General features: G+C 48.7%; 14 protein-coding genes, 1 tRNA gene and 3 rRNA genes. 1 reads left to right on the forward strand and 17 read right to left on the reverse strand.

What is annotated here, in order from left to right; translation table 11 throughout:
• Positions 1-11: 11 nt before the first annotated feature.
• The 5 genes from cysE to QNO02_RS26895 form a co-directional block, all read right to left on the reverse strand.
• Entirely contained in the window at positions 12-671 is a 660-nt protein-coding gene (cysE, locus tag QNO02_RS26875; protein WP_091039161.1) for a serine O-acetyltransferase, read from the reverse strand.
• Positions 672-1209: 538 nt separating this feature from the next.
• On the reverse strand, positions 1210-2667 hold the full coding sequence (gltX, locus tag QNO02_RS26880) for a glutamate--tRNA ligase (protein ID WP_076334125.1): 1458 nt from the start codon (positions 2665-2667) through the stop codon (positions 1210-1212).
• A 33-nt stretch (positions 2668-2700) separates the two neighbouring features.
• Positions 2701-3177, reverse strand: coding sequence for a 2-C-methyl-D-erythritol 2,4-cyclodiphosphate synthase (ispF, locus tag QNO02_RS26885; protein WP_017692052.1), 477 nt, complete (start codon positions 3175-3177; stop codon positions 2701-2703).
• Positions 3174-3869, reverse strand: a complete 696-nt coding sequence (ispD, locus tag QNO02_RS26890; RefSeq protein WP_091039159.1) for a 2-C-methyl-D-erythritol 4-phosphate cytidylyltransferase — start codon at positions 3867-3869, stop codon at positions 3174-3176. The genes ispF and ispD overlap by 4 nt, the downstream gene beginning before the upstream one ends.
• 82 nt (positions 3870-3951) lie before the next feature.
• Entirely contained in the window at positions 3952-5037 is a 1086-nt protein-coding gene (locus tag QNO02_RS26895) for a PIN/TRAM domain-containing protein (RefSeq protein ID WP_091039184.1), read from the reverse strand.
• Positions 5038-5210: 173 nt separating this feature from the next.
• Between QNO02_RS26895 and QNO02_RS26900 the strand changes: the two genes are divergently transcribed.
• Complete coding sequence (locus QNO02_RS26900) at positions 5211-5606, forward strand: nucleoside triphosphate pyrophosphohydrolase family protein (protein ID WP_017692049.1); 396 nt, start codon at positions 5211-5213, stop codon at positions 5604-5606.
• 126 nt (positions 5607-5732) lie between these two features.
• Here QNO02_RS26900 and pssA read toward each other — a convergent pair whose 3' ends face one another.
• From pssA to QNO02_RS26960, 12 genes are all read right to left on the reverse strand, one after another.
• Entirely contained in the window at positions 5733-6464 is a 732-nt protein-coding gene (gene pssA / locus QNO02_RS26905) for a CDP-diacylglycerol--serine O-phosphatidyltransferase (protein WP_017692048.1), read from the reverse strand.
• 45 nt (positions 6465-6509) lie between these two features.
• On the reverse strand, positions 6510-7586 hold the full coding sequence (gene disA / locus QNO02_RS26910; protein ID WP_062836168.1) for a DNA integrity scanning diadenylate cyclase DisA: 1077 nt from the start codon (positions 7584-7586) through the stop codon (positions 6510-6512).
• Between the two features lie 13 nt (positions 7587-7599).
• Positions 7600-8967, reverse strand: coding sequence for a DNA repair protein RadA (radA, locus tag QNO02_RS26915; protein ID WP_036671578.1), 1368 nt, complete (start codon positions 8965-8967; stop codon positions 7600-7602).
• A gap of 260 nt (positions 8968-9227) precedes the next feature.
• Positions 9228-11690 carry an ATP-dependent Clp protease ATP-binding subunit gene (locus QNO02_RS26920; RefSeq protein WP_062836200.1) on the reverse strand — a complete coding sequence of 821 codons (2463 nt, stop codon included), beginning with the start codon at positions 11688-11690 and terminating at the stop codon, positions 9228-9230.
• Positions 11691-11874: 184 nt separating this feature from the next.
• Complete coding sequence (gene mcsB / locus QNO02_RS26925; RefSeq protein WP_036607140.1) at positions 11875-12945, reverse strand: protein-arginine kinase McsB; 1071 nt, start codon at positions 12943-12945, stop codon at positions 11875-11877.
• A gap of 28 nt (positions 12946-12973) precedes the next feature.
• On the reverse strand, positions 12974-13498 hold the full coding sequence (mcsA, locus tag QNO02_RS26930; protein WP_091039155.1) for a protein-arginine kinase activator protein McsA: 525 nt from the start codon (positions 13496-13498) through the stop codon (positions 12974-12976).
• Positions 13499-13529: 31 nt separating this feature from the next.
• A complete protein-coding gene (locus QNO02_RS26935; protein WP_036607135.1) occupies positions 13530-13991 on the reverse strand; it encodes a CtsR family transcriptional regulator in 462 nt (153 codons plus the stop codon).
• 461 nt (positions 13992-14452) lie between these two features.
• Entirely contained in the window at positions 14453-15628 is a 1176-nt protein-coding gene (locus QNO02_RS26940; RefSeq protein ID WP_289390454.1) for a GNAT family N-acetyltransferase, read from the reverse strand.
• Between the two features lie 179 nt (positions 15629-15807).
• Positions 15808-15924, reverse strand: a 5S ribosomal RNA gene (gene rrf / locus QNO02_RS26945).
• 145 nt (positions 15925-16069) lie between these two features.
• Positions 16070-18997: ribosomal RNA gene (locus tag QNO02_RS26950) — 23S ribosomal RNA — on the reverse strand.
• Between the two features lie 213 nt (positions 18998-19210).
• A tRNA-Ala gene (locus QNO02_RS26955) sits at positions 19211-19286 on the reverse strand.
• A gap of 108 nt (positions 19287-19394) precedes the next feature.
• Positions 19395-20947 (reverse strand): 16S ribosomal RNA (locus QNO02_RS26960).
• The 16S, 23S and 5S rRNA genes sit together here with 1 tRNA gene alongside, the layout of an rRNA operon.
• Positions 20948-21054 lie beyond the last annotated feature (107 nt).

The raw sequence follows: 21054 nt of genomic DNA on the forward strand, positions 1-21054 counted from the left end.
TATTTATTGTATCACGTATCACGCACAGTCTCATTTTCACGGGCATTCTGCAGTGTACGTACTTCTTCCTGCAATCGTTCGAGTTCTTTTTGCATACTGCGCAAGGAGTCAACGACCGGATCGGGCAATTGCTGACTGAGGCGATCTACCCGTCGGCCATCCTGTTTTACAATTCTGCCCGGTATACCTACCACGGTACTATTGGAAGGGACCTCCTTAAGCACAACGGAGTTCGCACCAATGTTGCATTGATCCCCCACGCTAAATGAACCCAGCACCTTTGCTCCGGATGAGATAACCACATTATTACCAATGGTCGGATGTCTCTTTCCTTTTTCTTTCCCTGTTCCGCCAAGAGTAACCCCCTGGTAGATAACAACATCGTCGCCAATCTCACATGTTTCTCCAATAACGACGCCCATTCCATGGTCAATAAACAACCGATTTCCGATCGTAGCTCCAGGATGTATCTCGATTCCTGTCATAAATCGACTAACCTGCGAAATGAACCTGGCAACCGAGAACCATCTTCGCTTGTATAAAAAATGAGCGATCCGGTGTGCCCATATCGCATGCAGCCCTGAGTAGGTAAATACCACCTCAAACCAACCTCGGGCCGCCGGATCGTTTTCAAACACCACCTGGATATCTGATCTGATCTTCTTGAACATGCTCGTTCCCCTCTTGTTCAGGTTCCCGTCCTCCGGCTTACCGGACGGCGCGTTCCTTGGTAGTGTACTGCACACTCGCCTAAACAAAAAAACGCCCCTGCAGCATTTAGCTGCAGAGGCGTTTATCGCGGTCCCACTCTGCTCGGTTCATTCTTAAATAGAATAAGCCCTCAAGCGGTTTGGTAACGGAAACCAATCGTCACAACCTATCCTAACGTTTTCCTATGTCATGATCGACAAAGGCGGGGCTGGATTCGGCTGTGCAGCTCACGGGCGCATTTCGACTGATGGACAGTGGATGGTTCACAGCCACCGCAACCAAAGAAATCTTTCTTTGCTGCGGGACCATCCTCTCTGAATCTGTCCGGGTCAGTCTACTCCTCCCGATCTTTGCTGTTCTATTAGATAAATCATATCAATTATTCGTTGTGTTGTTATTATAGCGAAAAGGCTTCAGACTGACAACAGCCTCCTACGTAATCCAAACATCATAGGACTGTGTTCAGATTCCAAATAAACGGAATGTCCTCGACTAAGATTATTTTACTTGCGCAAGCAAACGTTCGATCACCGTATCCCGACCCAGAAGTACGATCGTTTGGTTCAGATCCCGTCCATGCGTCTGTCCAGTCAAGGCTACACGAATTGGCATAAAGAGCTGTTTGCCCTTAAAGCCGGTTTCTTTCTGTACTTCCTTGATCAATGCAGCCATTTTGCTTGGAGTAAACTCTTCGCTCGCCTGTACTTTATCCGCAAATGCCTTCAGTACGGTTGGCACCTGCTCCTCCGCAAGCACGGCTTCTCCTTCACTTTCAAGCTCCAGATTGGAACGGAAGAATACTTCCGACAATTCGACAATATCGGAGGCAGAATTCATTTGCTCCTGGTACAGGTGTACCAAAGTATACGCCCATTCTTTTTGTTCAGCAGACAGCTCGGAAGAAATACGTCCAGCCTTTTGCAGATGCGGAATGGCCATTTCGGCAATACGTTCCGGGTCAGCATGTTTGATATAGTGGTTGTTCAAGTGAGCCAGCTTGTGGGTATCAAATACCGCCGGGCTCTTGGACAGACGTTTCGTATCAAAAATGGAGATCAGCTGCTCTTGCGAGAAGATTTCTTCCTCCCCTTCCGGCGACCAGCCAAGCAGGGAAATGAAGTTAAACATCGCTTCAGGCAAATAGCCGAGCTGATCATACTGCTCAATAAACTGAATGACGGATTCATCCCGTTTACTCAGCTTCTTGTGATTTTCATTCACGATCAGCGTCATATGACCGAATTGCGGTGGCTCCCAGCCAAGCGCTTCATAGATCATCAGTTGACGCGGCGTGTTTGAGATGTGATCTTCCCCACGCAGGACGTGGGAGATCTTCATCAAGTGATCATCCACAGCAACGGCATAGTTGTATGTGGGAATGCCGTCTTTTTTCACAATGACGAAGTCACCGGATTCCTTGCTGTTGAACGAGATTGTACCTTTAACCATGTCATCAAACGTATATGTGCGCTCTTCCGGCACACGGAAACGAATACTCGCTACGCGGCCTTCAGCTTCAAACGCACTAATTTGCTCTGGAGTCAGGTCACGGTGTTTGCCAGAATAACGCGGTGTTTCTCCACGTGCTGACTGTTCCTCGCGCTCTTGCTCCAATTCTTCTTCCGTGCAGAAACAACGGTAAGCCAGACCTTTATCCAGCAATTCCTGCGTATATTTACGATAGAGGTCCAGACGTTCCGTTTGACGGTATGGTCCGTATTCTCCGCCCACGTCAATACTTTCGTCCCACTCGATTCCGAGCCATTTCAGGTATTTCAGTTGGCTTTCTTCACCACCAGCAATATTCCGTTTCACGTCTGTATCTTCAATACGAATAATGAATTTACCGTTATTATGTTTGGCATATAAATAGTTAAACAACGCCGTACGGGCATTCCCGATATGCAGGTGTCCCGTTGGGCTCGGCGCGTAACGCACACGAATTTCCGTGCTCATATGATCCCCTCCGTCACTAATTGATTGATGATATCACACACGTACAAGGCAAACAACGGATTGAGCGGCAATGCCCTCTCCCCGTCCCGGGAATCCCAGTTGCTCTGTCGTTGTTGCTTTCACGTTCACCTGTGTTACATCCGCTTCTAGCGCCTTGGCAATAACCTCAGCCATCTGTGGAATGTAAGGAGCCATCTTCGGCTTTTGGGCAATAATCGTTGAGTCGATATTCCCTAGCTTATACCCGCGATCCTTCACAAGCTGCCATACATGCTCCAGCAATTTCAGGCTGTCGGCATCTTTGAATTCCGGATCGGTATCCGGGAAGTGCTTGCCAATATCTCCAAGTGCCAGCGCACCCAAAATGGCATCACTAATCGCGTGTAACAGCACGTCTGCGTCCGAGTGACCCAGCAGTCCTTTTTCATAAGGAATCGTTACTCCGCCAATAATACACGGGCGTCCCTCTACCAGCTGATGTACATCAAATCCCTGTCCTACACGTATCATCGCTTCTTCTCTCCCCCCAGCAAAAACGCAGCGTATTGCAAATCTTCCGGCGTTGTTAATTTGATATTAGTATAATTGCCTTCCACAACCTTGACCGACATTCCCTGACGTTCAGCCAGCATGGCGTCATCTGTCCCCAGAAATCCGTCCTGCTCGGCTGATTCGTAGGCGGAGAGCAGGGAGGAAAGACGAAAAGCCTGCGGGGTTTGAATGCTCCACAGACTGCTGCGGTCTGGCGTCGCCGTAACGACTCCTTCCGCATTCACTTGTTTGATCGTATCCTTCACGGGAACCGCCAGTACAGCTGCTCCACCACCGGATATGGCGGCCGCCATGCATCCCTTGATCTGCTCATGGTTCACAAAAGGACGTACCCCGTCGTGAACGAGAACCCAATCAGTCCCAAGTGCCTCAAGGCCTTTATGGACAGAATGTTGTCTCTCTTTCCCTCCGGGGATAACACGGACACGTGAATCCAGTTGGTATTCTTTTACCCAATCCTGGCAGCGTTCAACATCTGCGGCTCCTGTGACCAGCACCATCTCGCGGATCTCGTCCAGCGCAGCAAATACCTCAAGCGTATGTATGAAAACGGGCTTGTCCTGCAGCAACAGAAACTGTTTGCTCTCGGTCGTCCCCATCCGGGTTCCGCGACCTGCTGCCACAATGACAACGCCCCACCCTTTATCCATGCCGCAATCCCTGCCTTGTCTGTCAGTTTATCGTCCAAAGATATACAATATCATTCAACGATACACTACCCATCATACCGCTTTATTGGGCTTTTTCCAACAGTTTCGGCTTGGCAAAAATCATTCGCCCCGCTGAAGTCTGCAGCACACTGGTCACCAGCACTTCCATCATCATGCCGATATACTCGCGTCCGCCCTCCACAACGATCATTGTGCCATCATCCAGATAGGCTACACCTTGACCATGCTCCTTACCATCCTTGATGATCTGCACCATGATCTCCTCACCTGGCAGAACAACTGGCTTAACCGCATTGGCGAGATCATTAATGTTCAACACAGATACACCCTGAAGTTCGCACACTTTGTTCAGGTTAAAGTCATTGGTGACCACTTTACCCTGGAGCACTTTAGCCAGTTTAACCAGTTTGCTGTCCACCTCGGAGATTTCCTCGAAATCCCCCTCGTAGATCAGGACTTTTACATCGAGTTCCTTCTGGATTTTGTTCAAAATGTCCAGTCCACGCCGTCCTCTGTTCCGCTTGAGCAGATCCGATGAATCGGCAATATGCTGTAACTCCTCAAGAACAAATTCCGGAATTACGATCGTGCCTTCAATAAATCCGGTTTTGCATATATCAGCAATACGCCCATCGATAATAACACTGGTATCCAGAATTTTATGTTCTTCCATCCGTCTATCCTCGTCCACCTCGGGATGACCCCATCGTCCAGACATCCAGAAGGCCCCCAGATCGTCTTTCTTCGCCATGGCAAGGGCATAACCGGAATAAGCACTAATCACCGTCAGCGCCACTTGCAGCACTTCTCCTGCCGTCCCCATCCATCTCACAACAGGGTAGAGCAACAAAGCCACCAGCAACCCAGCAACGGTACCTGCGGCACCTGCAGCCAATTCGTTCATAGGTACTTTCGCCAATGAATTGATCCCACTATGCAGCCTGTCTGCCATCAATGTTCCACCAATATTACATACAGCCATAAACATTACAGCTCCCAGCAGCGTTGATATACCAGCTCCCAGTAATCCTGCTGACTGAATCCACTCAGCCATCCATGGGACCGATTTTCCTGCCAGATGATATGCCGTGTAGCCGAACCATGCACCGCACAATCCTGTAAAAGTTAAAATGCCTTTTTTCCACATTAGTCCCTGCACCTCCTTCAATGTATCTCGATCTTTATATCCAGTATGATCCAATTCCTGAATTGCTAATCCCATCTGGAAGAACTTTTTGGAAATGTTGCAATCGTCAGTTGAAAGTAGGTAAATTATTGGCATATAATGAATTCAATTCATATCCCGAGGTGAGTGGCAAAATGAGTACGCTAAGTTTACAGGCTTTCCAGGATCAAGTTTCTGAACTGTTGCTGCGTCATCGCAGCCTGATTGATGTACTGTCCAAAACGGGACAAGCCGGAGCGTCTGTTAACCGTGCCGTGTCCAAAGCCATTACCGAATGCGGCTGCATCGAGCTGCACGCCACCAAGCAGAAATATGCCCCGGAGAGCGATATCGCTCAAACCAAGGGCCTGCTGGAAACGCATGTGGAAGGTGAGTTGTGTGAGAACTGCAGAGAGGTCATCAGTTCTGAGCTAGGGCGGAACCTATTCTACATGTCGGCTCTCTGCAATCTGCTGGACATTAACATGGAAGAGGTCGTAAATCACGAATCACAGAAGTGTTCAACGTTAGGGATGTTTAATCTGTCGTAAGAAGATATGCATGTCGTCCGCAAGGGTTTCTTTTACCGTAAATAGATCTGAATAAACAAAAAGCACGCATTCTCCAGTTCAGGAGAGTACGTGCTTTCTTTGTATAGTGTCTGTCCCCAAGGCGACTTAACGATCGGAAGGACGGGAAGATTTCTCATCCTTGCGCTTTTTCGCCCGACTACGCGAGGCCGCTGTTCGCACATTATGCTTCATTCCATACAAGGCGTATAACACCAGCGGAATAAAGATCAATTTGGATAACTGCTCCGGAAAAATAACGGCTACGGCTATGGCAAATAACACAACCCACGGTGCAATCCAGATTGCCTTGCGTGGCAAACCGACCTTTTTGAAATTGGGATATTTAAGCGAACTCACCATCAGATACGATAACAGCAATGTAGCAATCATCATGCTAACCGGGCCAATATCCTTATTGAACAAGGACAGTGTAGCCAGCACCCCACCGGCTGCGGGAATCGGCAGACCTGTAAAGTAACCGGGGATTCCCGGACGAACATTAAACCGAGCAAGACGAATGGCTCCACAGATCGGAAAAGCCGCTGTTGCGATCCAGGCGAGGATCGGCATCGAATCTTGAAACGACACCATAAATATGATCAAGGCTGGTGCTGCACCAAAGGAAACCATGTCAGACAAGGAGTCAAGTTCCTTGCCGAATTCGCTTTGGGCATTGAGTGCACGTGCCACTCGGCCATCCAGACCATCCAGCAGCATCGCTACAATGACCATAATGGCAGCCAAACTGTAATTCCCATCAATCGCAAGCAAAATTGCCATCATTCCAAGAAACAGATTACCCAGGGTAAAGAGATTCGGAATGAATCTGGTTAGCATCGTTGTTTCACCTCATCCATTTCAAGCCTTTATATAGGCAAACCCTTACATCTGTCTGTCGATAAACATCTGCTCCTGCAAACGTTTGAGGCCTTCCTTAATGGTCCGGGCACGAACTTCACCAATACCATCCACTTCGTCCAGTTCTTCAATTGTAGCCATAATAACATGAGGCAATTGTTCGAATTGATCCACCAGGTTATGGATAATGACATTGGGCAGGCGGGGGATCTTATTTAATACCCGGAATCCACGAGGTGCAACCGAATCCTCAGAAGTAGCGGCTGATGAAGGATAGCCGAGAAGACGGACAATATGATGTGCATCCAGCAACTCATCGTCCGACAATCTTTTCAGTCCCACGATAATTTCACGGATTTTGTCATCACTGTCGTCACGAGCATAGTCCTTATACAATAACCAGGCTTCTTCTTCCGTTGTACCCACGAGTTCTTCCATTTGCATGGAAATGAGTCGTCCCTCATTCCCGAGTTCATGAATATATCGTTTGATTTCCGTTTTGATCCGCATCACCATTTCGGTACGCTGAATTACATTGACCACCTCAGGAATCGTCACCAGTTCCTCAAATTCAGAGGCACTCAGATTTGTAAGGGACTGTGTTAATACCGCTTTGTATTTCTCCAGGGTTTGAATCGCTTGATTCGCTTTGGTCAAAATAACCCCGATTTCCTTGAGGGAATAACGAAGTGTTCCCTGATACAAGGTAATGATATTCCGGCGCTGTGATATGGATACGACCAATTTACCCGTTTGCTTTGCTACACGCTCTGCCGTCCGGTGACGAATCCCCGTCTCTGATGAAGAGATCGAAGAGTCCGGGATTAACTGGGTATTGGCGTAAAGAATACGCTTCAAATCCTCGCTAAGAATAATGGCTCCATCCATCTTGGCGAGTTCGTACAGGTAGTTCGGGGAGAAATCACAGTTAATCGAGAATCCCCCATCCACCACTTCCATTACTTCAGGGCTGTATCCTACAACAAGCAGTGCGCCCGTCTTGGCGCGTAGCACATTTTCCAGACCTTCGCGGAAAGGTGTACCTGGTGCGATCAGCCTTAACAATTCATTCATATTATCCAGTTGGCTCGAATCTTTCATCTTGTTATGCCCCCTAATCTAAAGCAACCGCTAGTGCATCTGCCACGGTATTCACACCGATCAGTTGTATCCCGCGAGGATGTTTCCAGCCCTTTAAGCTTTTTTCCGGTAAAATGACTCGTTTGAAGCCCAGCTTCGCGGCTTCCTTCACTCGTTGTTCGGCCCGTGATACGGCTCGAACCTCACCTGTCAGACCAATCTCGCCAAAGATGACGTCATCCGGCTTGGTCGGTACATCTCTCAAACTGGATGCAATGCTGACAGCAACCGCCAAATCTACAGCGGGCTCATCCAACCGTACTCCACCAGCCACGTTCAGATACGCATCCTGGGTCTGTAAAAACATGCCCATCCGTTTCTCCAGCACTGCAATAATCAGATTTAATCGATGCAGATCTACCCCTGTTGCCATACGGCGGGGAGAAGGGAAATGGGTAGTCGAGATCAACGCCTGTAATTCCACGAGCAGAGGACGTGTCCCCTCCATACTGGCAACTACCGTTGAACCCGCTACACCCAGTGGGCGTTCTGACAAAAAGAGTTCGGACGGATTGCCCACCTCACGAAGTCCATCCTCGCCCATTTCAAAAATGCCAATCTCATTGGTTGAACCAAAACGGTTCTTCACCGCACGCAGCAGGCGATACGTATGATGCCGTTCTCCTTCAAAATAAAGCACGCAATCCACCATATGTTCTAACATACGCGGACCGGCAATGGCACCTTCTTTGGTAACATGCCCCACAAGAACCGTTGCAATGCCTCTGCCTTTGGCAATCCGCATGAACCTTGACGTACATTCCCTTACCTGTGCTACACTACCCGGCGCACTGGTAACTTCGGGAAGATATACCGTCTGAATGGAGTCGATGACAAGGAAATGCGGCTGGATCTGATCCACCGCTTCCTCTACACGTTCCATATTGGTTTCACACAGCACATACAACTCGGCAGAGAGTGCCCCGAGACGGTCTGCCCGCAATTTGGTTTGCTTGACTGATTCCTCACCGGAAACATATAACACACGCAAACCCGAGTGCGTTAAAGCATGAGACGTCTGCAACATCAACGTTGATTTACCGATACCCGGATCTCCGCCCACCAGAACGAGTGAACCTGGAACGATTCCGCCACCCAATACCCGGTTCAACTCTCCGATTCCAGTCTGTACACGCGGTTCCTGACCGCTATCTATATCTATGATAGGAAGCGGTTTATCTTTACTGTCAAACAGAGGAGAATTTCTCCCTTGTGTTTTGACCACCGTCTCTGTTTCTTCCACCATTGAATTCCATGACTGACAACCCGGACACTTACCGTACCACTTGGGGGCTTCATAGCCGCATTCCGTACATTGAAACTTGGTTTTAACTTTGGCCACTTCAGCACTCCTATAATTTAGTTTTATAACAGCATTTTGCATTATTCGACGAATTTCACCCAAACTCCCTGACGTGCAGGGTTACTAAAAGTTTACCATTGTTTGAGATTTTTCGTAAAGGATTATCGCAAACTTTACACATGTTCCTGACATAATCATGTCCGTCTTCTGTCCAAAGTGCAAAAAATCCTCCCCGGCCGAAGCCGAGAAGGATTAAGGATTAATACAAGCTGAAGTTTAACTCCAGTGCTTGCTGTATATTATTTAGTTTCGATTTCCTCATTCGAAGGAACAACCACGTCTTTTTTCGTAACAGACAATGCACCGTTCTCTTCGTCGATGAGCAATGAATCCCCTTTGGTTACGTTACCTGTGAGCAACTCTTCAGACAATTTGTCCTCGATATGCTTCTGGATTGCCCGACGAAGCGGACGTGCACCGTAAGCTGGATCAAAGCCGGCTTTGGCAAGGAAGTCCTTCGCATTGTCGGTGAGTTCGAAGTCAACTTCGTATTCACGCAGCCGTTTGCGAAGTTCCTCACTCATGAGGGTAACAATCTCTGCAATGTGTTTCTGTTCCAGAGAGTGGAATACGATAATTTCATCAATCCGGTTAAGGAACTCTGGACGGAAGCTTTTCTTCAGCTCATCCATAACTTTACCCTTCATGTTATCGTAATCCGCACCTGCATCCACAACCGCTGTGAAGCCAAGTGTAGAGTTACGTTTGATCGCTTCGGCACCCACGTTGGATGTCAGGATAATCAGCGTATTCCGGAAGTCAACAACGCGACCTTTGGAATCTGTCAGACGACCATCTTCAAGCACTTGCAGCAAGATATTAAATACTTCTGGGTGTGCTTTCTCGATCTCATCAAGCAGGACTACGGAGTATGGTTTGCGACGAACTTTCTCTGTCAGCTGACCACCTTCTTCGTATCCAACATATCCTGGAGGCGCTCCGACGAGTCGGGAAGTTGAATGTTTCTCGCCATACTCAGACATATCAATCCGGATTACTGCATTTTCATCACCGAACATTGCTTCAGCCAGAGCACGAGCAAGTTCTGTTTTACCTACCCCAGTAGGACCGAGGAAGATGAATGAACCCATCGGACGTTTTGGATCTTTCAATCCCGCACGAGCACGACGAACCGCACGGCTGACCGATTTCACAGCCTCATCCTGGCCAATGACACGTTCATGAAGAATTGATTCCAGATTCATCAGGCGTTGTGTCTCTTCTTCTTTCAGCTTGTTCACCGGAATTCCTGTCCAGTTGGCTACCACTTGTGCAATATCCTCAGGTGTTACTTCAGAATCCGTGCGACCTTGTTTTTCTTTCCACTGATTCTTCGTTACATCCAGCTCTTCACGGATTTTTTGTTCCGTATCACGAAGCGCTGCGGCTTTTTCGAACTCCTGGCTTTGAACTGCAGCGTCTTTTTCTTTACGGATATCTTCCAGACGGCTTTCCAGTTGTTTCAGGTTTGGTGGGATCGTGTAAGAGTTCAATCTTACTTTGGAACCCGCCTCATCAATCAGGTCAATCGCTTTGTCTGGCAGGAAACGGTCTGTGATGTAACGGTCAGACAGTTTAACCGCCTGTACAATCGCTTCGTCCGTAATTTTCACGCGGTGATGCGCTTCATAACGGTCACGCAAGCCATGCAAAATTTGAATCGCTTCTTCCGGAGAAGGCTGATCTACAGTAATCGGTTGGAAACGACGCTCAAGCGCTGCATCCTTCTCGATGTATTTACGATATTCATCCAGTGTTGTCGCACCGATACATTGCAGTTCTCCACGGGCCAGAGCCGGTTTCAAAATGTTAGAAGCATCGATGGCACCTTCAGCTCCGCCTGCACCAATCAAGGTATGCAATTCGTCGATAAACAGGACAATGTTACCTGCTTGGCGAATCTCATCCATAATTTTTTTCAGACGATCTTCAAACTCACCACGATATTTGGTTCCAGCGACTACTGAACCCATATCCAGGGTCATTACACGTTTGTCGCGCAATGTTTCCGGAATCTCATTTGCAATGATTTTTTGTGCAAGGCCTTCAGCAATCGCTGTTTTACCTACACCTGGCTCACCGATCAATACCGGGTTGTTCTTGGTACGACGGCTGAGCACTTGGATGACACGCTCAATTTCTTTGCTACGCCCAATGACTGGGTCAAGGTTATTCTCTCTGGCGTAAGCCGTGAGGTCACGTGCCAGACTGTCCAGTGTTGGTGTGCTGACATTGGCAGGTGTTCCATTATGACTGGATACAGCTTCACTGCTGCCAAGCAACTGTAACACTTGTTGACGTGCTTTGTTCAGGCTAATTCCCAGGTTATTGAGCACACGTGCTGCAACACCCTCGCCTTCACGAATCAATCCGAGCAGGATATGCTCTGTGCCTACATAGGTGTGGCCCAATTTACGAGCTTCATCCATAGACAGTTCAATTACTTTTTTCGCACGTGGCGTATATGCAATGTTGGTAGGTTGCTCTTGGCCACGGCCAATCAGCGTTTCTACTTCATCCTGAATTTTTTCCAATCCGAGTCCCAGGCCGATCAGTGCTTTGGCTGCGATGCCTTCGCCTTCACGAATGAGGCCGAGCAAAATATGCTCAGTACCGATGTTATTATGACCGAGACGGACAGCTTCTTCCTGCGCGAGTGCGAGCACCTTTTGGGCCCGTTCCGTAAATCTTCCAAACATCATATCTCCTGCACCTCCATGGTTTTGGATAAAACGAGGGTCATGTAATAAAATAACCGTCGTATTCTTCATATCATTTTTGTTTGCAGCCGTGCTGCGAATAAAGTCATTTGGCATTCGTCATGCCTTATTATATAAAAGCCGCAATGCGGCATGAAACCATAATTCAATACAATATCAGGCTAAGCTAGGACTGCTTCGCTGCATTGATCGTATCACGAATCAACTGAGCACGATAGATGTCACGCTCATCTGTGCGCATATCTTCCCCGAATGTTTTCTGCAAAAATCCCGGCTGTGTCATCACATTCAACTCATTCATTACCGTGATGGACAATCCATCCAGTAAGCCGAGATCCACGCCAAGGCGTACATCCGATAAGCGCTGTGCAGCTTCCTTAGAATCAACAATAGCTGCATGAGACAATATGCCGTAAGAACGCATGACACGATCCGTAATCCGAAGTCTGGAGTCGGTAATTAACCGTTCTCTGGCTGTACGCTCATGACCTATCATCTGTAATACAACACCATGCAGGTTCTCGATGACTTCCTGTTCGGTCTGTCCCAATGTAATCTGGTTCGAGATCTGGAACAGGTTACCCATCGCCTCACTGCCTTCACCATATATCCCCCTTACAGTTAATCCCACTTGGGAAACTGCGGTTAGAATACGGCCTATCTGTTGCGTCATCACCAGGGCAGGCAAGTGCATCATAACCGATGCTCTAACACCTGTACCTACATTGGTAGGACAGCTGGTTAAGTATCCTCTGCGATCATCAAAAGCATAGTCCACGTGCGCTTCAAAAGCATCATCTATTGCGGAAGCTTTCTCCCAGGCTTCTTTCACCTGGAACCCCGGATAGAGGCACTGGATACGAAGATGATCCTCTTCATTAATCATAATACTGACCGACTCATCCTCACTGAGAATAACCGCACCATTCCTGGATTCATTCGCAAGACTTGGACTGATGAGATGTTTCTCCACCAGCACCCGTTTGTCGAGTTCGTCAATATCGATCAGATCCAACGTATGAAAATCCCCAAAGGCATGAACGTCATCGTATTGAAGTACTTCGCTCAGCTTATTCAGCACCTCTTCCGATTGCTCATTGGAAGCCAGCATCGGAAACGGAACATGCTGAAGGTTGCGTGCAATCCGGACACGGCTGCTAATGACAATTTCGGAATCAGCCGCATCACTGCGCATCCAGTCGCTGAGCGCCTTCTCTGTAAAGCGCAGATTAGGCATTACGCATCCCTCCTACTCATGACAAACTTTACTCCTGAGCTATTCCTTTTTCAAGTCCTCTGATCTGGTCACGGATCTGAGCCGCCTCTTCAAATTCCTCTTGCGCGATGCTCTCCTGGAGCTCACGCTTCAGATCAGCGATTTGCCGTTTCACCTTGATGCGACCACCAGCTCGTGCAGGCACTTTGCCTACATGGGACGTACTACCATGAACCCGCTTGAACAAAGGGTCCAGACGGCTGTCAAAATATTTATAACATGAACTGCAGCCAAATCGGCCTATCTTGCTGAATTGTGAGTACGTCATACCACACTCTTCACACTGAAGTGCTTTTGCAGGTGGTGTTCCTGCCGATCCACTTTTGCTGGCTGGATCAAAATCAAGCAATCCGGACAACAAGTTGTGAATGGAAAACCCACCTGCTGTTCCAGGGATCATTTCCCCTTTTTCACGGGCACATGACTCACAAATATGGAATTCCGTCTTCTCTCCATTTACGATTTTCGTAAAATGAAGTGTCGCCGGACGTTTATTGCATTCTTGGCACAGCATATTGATGTACCTCCTTTGACCCCGATAGTTTTCATTTACCGAGCAAAGATATTAACATCGCCTTCAACATTCTGGCACGAATTTGATCCCGGTAAGGAAGTTTGACTAATATAACCTCTCTAGATACAGCAGCTCGCATCAACCCGGCTTCCCGCTTGCTCAAGAAGCGTGCTTCTTCCAATTGATAGATCAAACCTTCGGCAGCTGTCTGCCCGATCTCTTCACCAATACTATGGTGCAAATGATTATGCAGAGCTGATTGGGCCGGTAATTCAATGCGCTGTATGCGAACATAACCACCACCGCCGCGTTTACTCTCTACCAGGTATCCCTTCTCGAGTGTAAAACGTGTGCTGATGACATAATTGATCTGGGAAGGTACACATGAGAATTGATCTGCCAGATCATTACGCTGAATTTCAACCATTCCTTCGGGACTTTCATGCAAAATACTCTTCAGATATCGTTCGATAATATCAGAGATATTACGCATCCAATCATCCTCCACTGTCTGAAACGTTAAGTCAATAAGGACCCACACGCCCCCACAGAGTACACCTTCTCTACCCATTTAACCAATCAGGAAAACAGCGAATCTTGCTTCCACAGGTATCAACAGGAGAGCGAAGGAAGCACGAAGGTCCTTTAATATTCCCTTGATCCTCCGATGAGATGAATCCCGTATATTGGCGATCATGCATCAGATTGTTGAAAGAAAGCTACTTAAGTATTAAACCTTTAGTTGACTTTGACTTTCTTTGACTTTATAACCATTATAGCATATTTTGTGGTTTTGCCAAGTGGGGTCACTATTCATTTTTTACGATTTTACACGAAATATTCCCCAGACACAAAAAAACCTCCCCAAAATTGCTGGAGAAGTCCATTTGTCTTTCGATCACGCCATATTTCTATATAAGCTAATCAAGTTAAATGGAGCAGTGGGAATAGTCATCAGAAGAAATCGAGCAAATAGGTTTCCCGTTCAGGAATCGCTTGTTCCAAAGCCTTAATTGCTGCTTCTGGTCCGTGAATTCTTCCGATCCGTGCCATTTCCGTTGGTCTGCGATACCCCATCAGCACTGCGGTAAGGGATTGAATATCCACCTTAATGGTCTGATCATCAGTAATTGGTTCTGAAGTTTTCCATATGGACGCTGTTCCATTCATCGCTACGTTTAATTGCCATACTCCTTCATTCCACGGAGCGTGGGTATCCTCTACCTGTAGAACAATCTGCACCGGTGAGTCCTGGCTTGCAAATGGATACTGGGATATAAACTGCTCTACACTAACGATACGCGCCATAAAATAAGGTACGATTTCTTGCTGAATCCGTGGGTTATCCAATTGGAAAGCAAGCGTATCACTGGCTGGTGCCTGCAACGTAACTTCCTGAATCATGGAATCATGGTTAGCAATGAAGGTCCACAGCCCTTGCCTAGCCTCTTCATTCAGATAGATGATCTCTTTAATGGTAAACTTATTTTCCTTAACCTCATATAAAAGATAACCTTGTGCTGCATCAGCTTCATCGTAATATACAGCCTTCTGGCTGGTCCCATTAACAAGAACTGAATTCTCCCACCTTGCATCATCCCGAACCAGAGTTCCGTTATAACGCTCAGCATAAGCACTGTATACTTCCTTTAATATGCTGAGACCTGGATCCCCACGCCGAATCGTTCCAGGTGTCGCCTTTTTCAGAGGCAAATGAGCTGTAGGTACTCTATAACGTTTAAATTCAACATAAGTCTCCCATCCATACTTCCGATAGAAACCAAAAGAGAATGGATGCAAGAACGATATACTTTGTTTGTTACGATTCATTTCTTCCAATGCATGCTTCAGCAGACCCGCTACCCAGCCTTTGCGTCTATACTCTGGCCAGGTGGCTACACCCGCAATACCGCCCATCTCGAACGATCTGCCATGAATATAGGTTTGAAAAGCAATGATGTGAAGTTTGGCTCCTAGCTGCCCGTCCTCATATACACCCCATATATCCTGTGACGAAAATTGACTCCGCCGTTTTTCTTTTTGTTCCTCACTCATTACCACCTGAAAAGCATATTCGGAGAGTGCCATAGCCGGTTCAAAATCATCTACCGTCAATTTCTGAATTTCCATGTCGTCCTACACCCCATTCGCTAGAGTTATTATCAATCCAAATCATGGCCTGATATGTGATATATGTACCCCTTAGAGTGTGTCAGAGGATTCTTACAAAGTCAAATAAGAGATGCTTACGCATCCCCTTAAATAAACAAATAAAAACCACCACCGAATAACATCGGCAGTGGTTCTTCGCTTGGCGGCGTCCTACTCTCCCAGGACCCTGCGGTACAAGTACCATCGGCGCTAGAGGGCTTAACGGTCGTGTTCGGGATGGGTACGTGTGGAACCCCTCCGCCATCGCCACCAAACGCGATTTGTCGAAGCATAGCTTCTTGAAATCAGATATGGAACTGAAAATCATACACACGTTCTGTGATGTACCAATTTTCATTTCAGAGATCGTTCTCTGAAAACTAGATTCGAAACGAAACACGCGAATTACAACTTGCATATTTGGATAAGCCCTCGACCGATTAGTACTGGTCAGCTCCATGCATTGCTGCACTTCCACCCCCAGCCTATCTACCTCGTCGTCTTCAAGGGGTCTTACATACTGGGAAATCTCATCTTGAGGGGGGCTTCACGCTTAGATGCTTTCAGCGTTTATCCCGTCCGTACATAGCTACCCAGCGGTGCTCCTGGCGGAACAACTGGTACACCAGCGGTACGTCCATCCCGGTCCTCTCGTACTAAGGACAGCTCCTCTCAAATTTCCTACGCCCACGACAGATAGGGACCGAACTGTCTCACGACGTTCTGAACCCAGCTCGCGTACCGCTTTAATGGGCGAACAGCCCAACCCTTGGGACCTACTTCAGCCCCAGGATGCGATGAGCCGACATCGAGGTGCCAAACCTCCCCGTCGATGTGGACTCTTGGGGGAGATAAGCCTGTTATCCCCAGGGTAGCTTTTATCCGTTGAGCGATGGCCCTTCCATGCGGTACCACCGGATCACTAAGCCCGACTTTCGTCCCTGCTCGACTTGTAGGTCTCGCAGTCAAGCTCCCTTATGCCTTTGCACTCTTCGAATGATTTCCAACCATTCTGAGGGAACCTTTGGGCGCCTCCGTTACTCTTTAGGAGGCGACCGCCCCAGTCAAACTGCCCACCTGACACTGTCCCCGCACCGGATTACGGTACCAGGTTAGAACCTAGATACGATCAGGGTGGTATCCCAACGTTGCCTCCATGGAAGCTTGCGCTCCCACTTCAAAGGCTCCCACCTATCCTGTACAGATCGTACCCAAATTCAATATCAAGCTGCAGTAAAGCTCCATGGGGTCTTTCCGTCTTGTCGCGGGTAACCTGCATCTTCACAGGTATTAAAATTTCACCGGATCTCTCGTTGAGACAGCGCCCAAGTCGTTACGCCATTCGTGCGGGTCAGAATTTACCTGACAAGGAATTTCGCTACCTTAGGACCGTTATAGTTACGGCCGCCGTTTACTGGGGCTTCGGTTCACAGCTTCGGGATTACTCCCTAACCACTCCCCTTAACCTTCCAGCACCGGGCAGGCGTCAGCCCGTATACTTCGCCTTACGGCTTCGCACAGACCTGTGTTTTTGCTAAACAGTCGCTTGGGCCTTTTCACTGCGGCCCCCTCGTGCTATTCACACTACCGGGGCACCCCTTCTCCCGAAGTTACGGGGTCATTTTGCCGAGTTCCTTAACGAGAGTTCTTCCGCGCGCCTTAGAATACTCTTCTCGCCTACCTGTGTCGGTTTGCGGTACGGGCACCTTCACCTGGCTAGAGGCTTTTCTTGGCAGTGTGAGATCATGACCTTCGCTACTATAATTTTCGCTCCCCATCACAGCTCAGCCTTACAATGTGCGGATTTGCCTACACATCAGCCTTACTGCTTAGACGGACATCCATCAGTCCGCGTCACTACCCTACTGCGTCCCCCCATTGCTCATAACGGCTTACGGTGGTACAGGAATTTCGACCTGTTGTCCTTCGACTACGCCTTTCGGCCTCGCCTTAGGTCCCGACTTACCCTGAGCGGACGAGCCTTCCTCAGGAACCCTTAGGCTTTCGGCGGATCAGATTCTCACTGATCTTTTCGTTACTCATACCGGCATTCTCACTTGTATAATGTCCAGCGCTCCTTACGGTACACCTTCAACCCTTATACAACGCTCCCCTACCCCTGATGCAAAGCATCAAGCCATAGCTTCGGTGGTGTGTTTAGCCCCGTTACATTTTCGGCGCAGAGTCACTCGACCAGTGAGCTATTACGCACTCTTTCAATGGTGGCTGCTTCTAAGCCAACATCCTGGTTGTCTGTGCAACTCCACATCCTTTCCCACTTAACACACACTTGGGGACCTTAGCTGATGGTCTGGGCTGTTTCCCTTTTGACAATGGATCTTAGCACTCACTGTCTGACTCCCGGAAGTAAGTCTATGGCATTCGGAGTTTGACTGAGCTTGGTAACCCTTGCGGGCCCCGCACCCAATCAGTGCTCTACCTCCACGACTCTGTTTTCCGAGGCTAGCCCTAAAGCTATTTCGGGGAGAACCAGCTATCTCCGAGTTCGATTGGAATTTCTCCGCTACCCCCACCTCATCCCCGCATTTTTCAACATGCGTGGGTTCGGGCCTCCAGTGCGTGTTACCGCACCTTCACCCTGGACAGGGGTAGATCACCCGGTTTCGGGTCTACGTCCACGTACTAAGTCGCCCTATTCAGACTCGCTTTCGCTGCGGCTCCGGCTCTTCACCTTAACCTTGCACGGGAACGTAACTCGCCGGTTCATTCTACAAAAGGCACGCCATCACCCCTAAAACGGGCTCTGACTTTTTGTAAGCACACGGTTTCAGGTTCTATTTCACTCCCCTTCCGGGGTGCTTTTCACCTTTCCCTCACGGTACTGCTTCACTATCGGTCGCTAGGAAGTATTTAGCCTTGGCAGATGGTCCTGCCGGATTCATACGGGGTTTCACGTGCCCCGCACTACTCGGGATCCGTCTCGGAGGGAACAGGCTTTCAACTACAGGGCTTTTACCTTCTTTGGCGGGCCTTTCCAGACCTCTTCGCTTAACCGGTTCCTTTGTAACTCCATGTGAGACGTCCCACAACCCCAAAGAGCAAGCTCTCTGGTTTGGGCTTCTCCGCGTTCGCTCGCCGCTACTGACGGAATCACTATTGTTTTCTCTTCCTCAGGGTACTTAGATGTTTCAGTTCCCCTGGTATGCCTCTACACAACCTATGTATTCAGTTGTGAGTAACTGGAAATTACCCCAGCTGGGTTTCCCCATTCGGACACCCCCGGATCAAAGCTTGCTTACAGCTCCCCGAGGCAGTTTCGTTGTTCGCCACGTCCTTCATCGGCTCCTAGCGCCTAGGCATCCTCCGTGTGCTCTTAGTAGCTTAACCATTTTGTTCCGGTTTCGGTCGCTCGCTTCCCTTGGTTTGAATTGCGTCCAAATCCAAAAGTCGCTCTCACCCGATACCATCACAAAAGCAATTTAACTACCTTTATACACTTGACTTGTTTGCACAAGTTCAGCTTAAAGGAATGTTCTAATTCGCATTTGTTTCGTTTCGATATCTAGTTTTCAAAGAACAAGCCAAATAGATGAAATTGTTTGGTGGAGCCAAGCGGGATCGAACCGCTGACCTCCTGCTTGCAAGGCAGGCGCTCTCCCAGCTGAGCTATGGCCCCTCAAATTCCATCAAAACTGAACAAATGGATAAGTAACTGTGTTGCTGTTGCAGGTTCTAAGAACCTGCTTATTTGAATGTTTCCGTTGCAGGAAACGATTCTCCATAGAAAGGAGGTGATCCAGCCGCACCTTCCGATACGGCTACCTTGTTACGACTTCACCCCAATCATCTATCCCACCTTCGGCGGCTGGCTCCTTGCGGTTACCCCACCGACTTCGGGTGTTATAAACTCTCGTGGTGTGACGGGCGGTGTGTACAAGACCCGGGAACGTATTCACCGCGGCATGCTGATCCGCGATTACTAGCAATTCCGACTTCATGCAGGCGAGTTGCAGCCTGCAATCCGAACTGAGACCGGCTTTGTTGGGATTGGCTCCATCTCGCGATTTCGCAGCCCGTTGTACCGGCCATTGTAGTACGTGTGTAGCCCAGGTCATAAGGGGCATGATGATTTGACGTCATCCCCACCTTCCTCCGGTTTGTCACCGGCAGTCTATCTAGAGTGCCCACCCGAAGTGCTGGCAACTAAATATAAGGGTTGCGCTCGTTGCGGGACTTAACCCAACATCTCACGACACGAGCTGACGACAACCATGCACCACCTGTCTCCTCTGTCCCGAAGGAAAGGTACATCTCTGTACCGGTCAGAGGGATGTCAAGACCTGGTAAGGTTCTTCGCGTTGCTTCGAATTAAACCACATACTCCACTGCTTGTGCGGGTCCCCGTCAATTCCTTTGAGTTTCAGTCTTGCGACCGTACTCCCCAGGCGGAGTGCTTAATGTGTTAACTTCGGCACCAAGGGTATCGAAACCCCTAACACCTAGCACTCATCGTTTACGGCGTGGACTACCAGGGTATCTAATCCTGTTTGCTCCCCACGCTTTCGCGCCTCAGCGTCAGTTACAGCCCAGAGAGTCGCCTTCGCCACTGGTGTTCCTCCACATATCTACGCATTTCACCGCTACACGTGGAATTCCACTCTCCTCTTCTGCACTCAAGTCACCCAGTTTCCAGTGCGATCCGGGGTTGAGCCCCGGGATTAAACACCAGACTTAAATGACCGCCTGCGCGCGCTTTACGCCCAATAATTCCGGACAACGCTTGCCCCCTACGTATTACCGCGGCTGCTGGCACGTAGTTAGCCGGGGCTTTCTTCTCAGGTACCGTCACCTTGAGAGCAGTTACTCTCCCAAGCGTTCTTCCCTGGCAACAGAGCTTTACGATCCGAAAACCTTCATCACTCACGCGGCATTGCTCCGTCAGGCTTTCGCCCATTGCGGAAGATTCCCTACTGCTGCCTCCCGTAGGAGTCTGGGCCGTGTCTCAGTCCCAGTGTGGCCGATCACCCTCTCAGGTCGGCTACGCATCGTCGCCTTGGTGAGCCGTTACCCCACCAACTAGCTAATGCGCCGCAGGCCCATCCCCAAGTGACAGATTGCTCCGTCTTTCCAGTTTCCTTCAGGCGAAGAAAACAATTATTCGGTATTAGCTACCGTTTCCGGTAGTTGTCCCAAACTTGAGGGCAGGTTGCCTACGTGTTACTCACCCGTCCGCCGCTAAGTATCAAGGAAGCAAGCTTCCTATCAACTCCGCTCGACTTGCATGTATTAGGCATGCCGCCAGCGTTCGTCCTGAGCCAGGATCAAACTCTCCAATAAAGTATTGAAAAGAGCGATAAGCTCATTTTGAATCTGACGATTCATTGTGAATCAAAAGTTACTATCCATTTGTTCAGTTTTCAAGGAACTTGTATGTCCGTTTATGT

The organism is Paenibacillus sp. PK1-4R, assembly GCF_030369595.1.
Taxonomy (GTDB): domain Bacteria; phylum Bacillota; class Bacilli; order Paenibacillales; family Paenibacillaceae; genus Paenibacillus.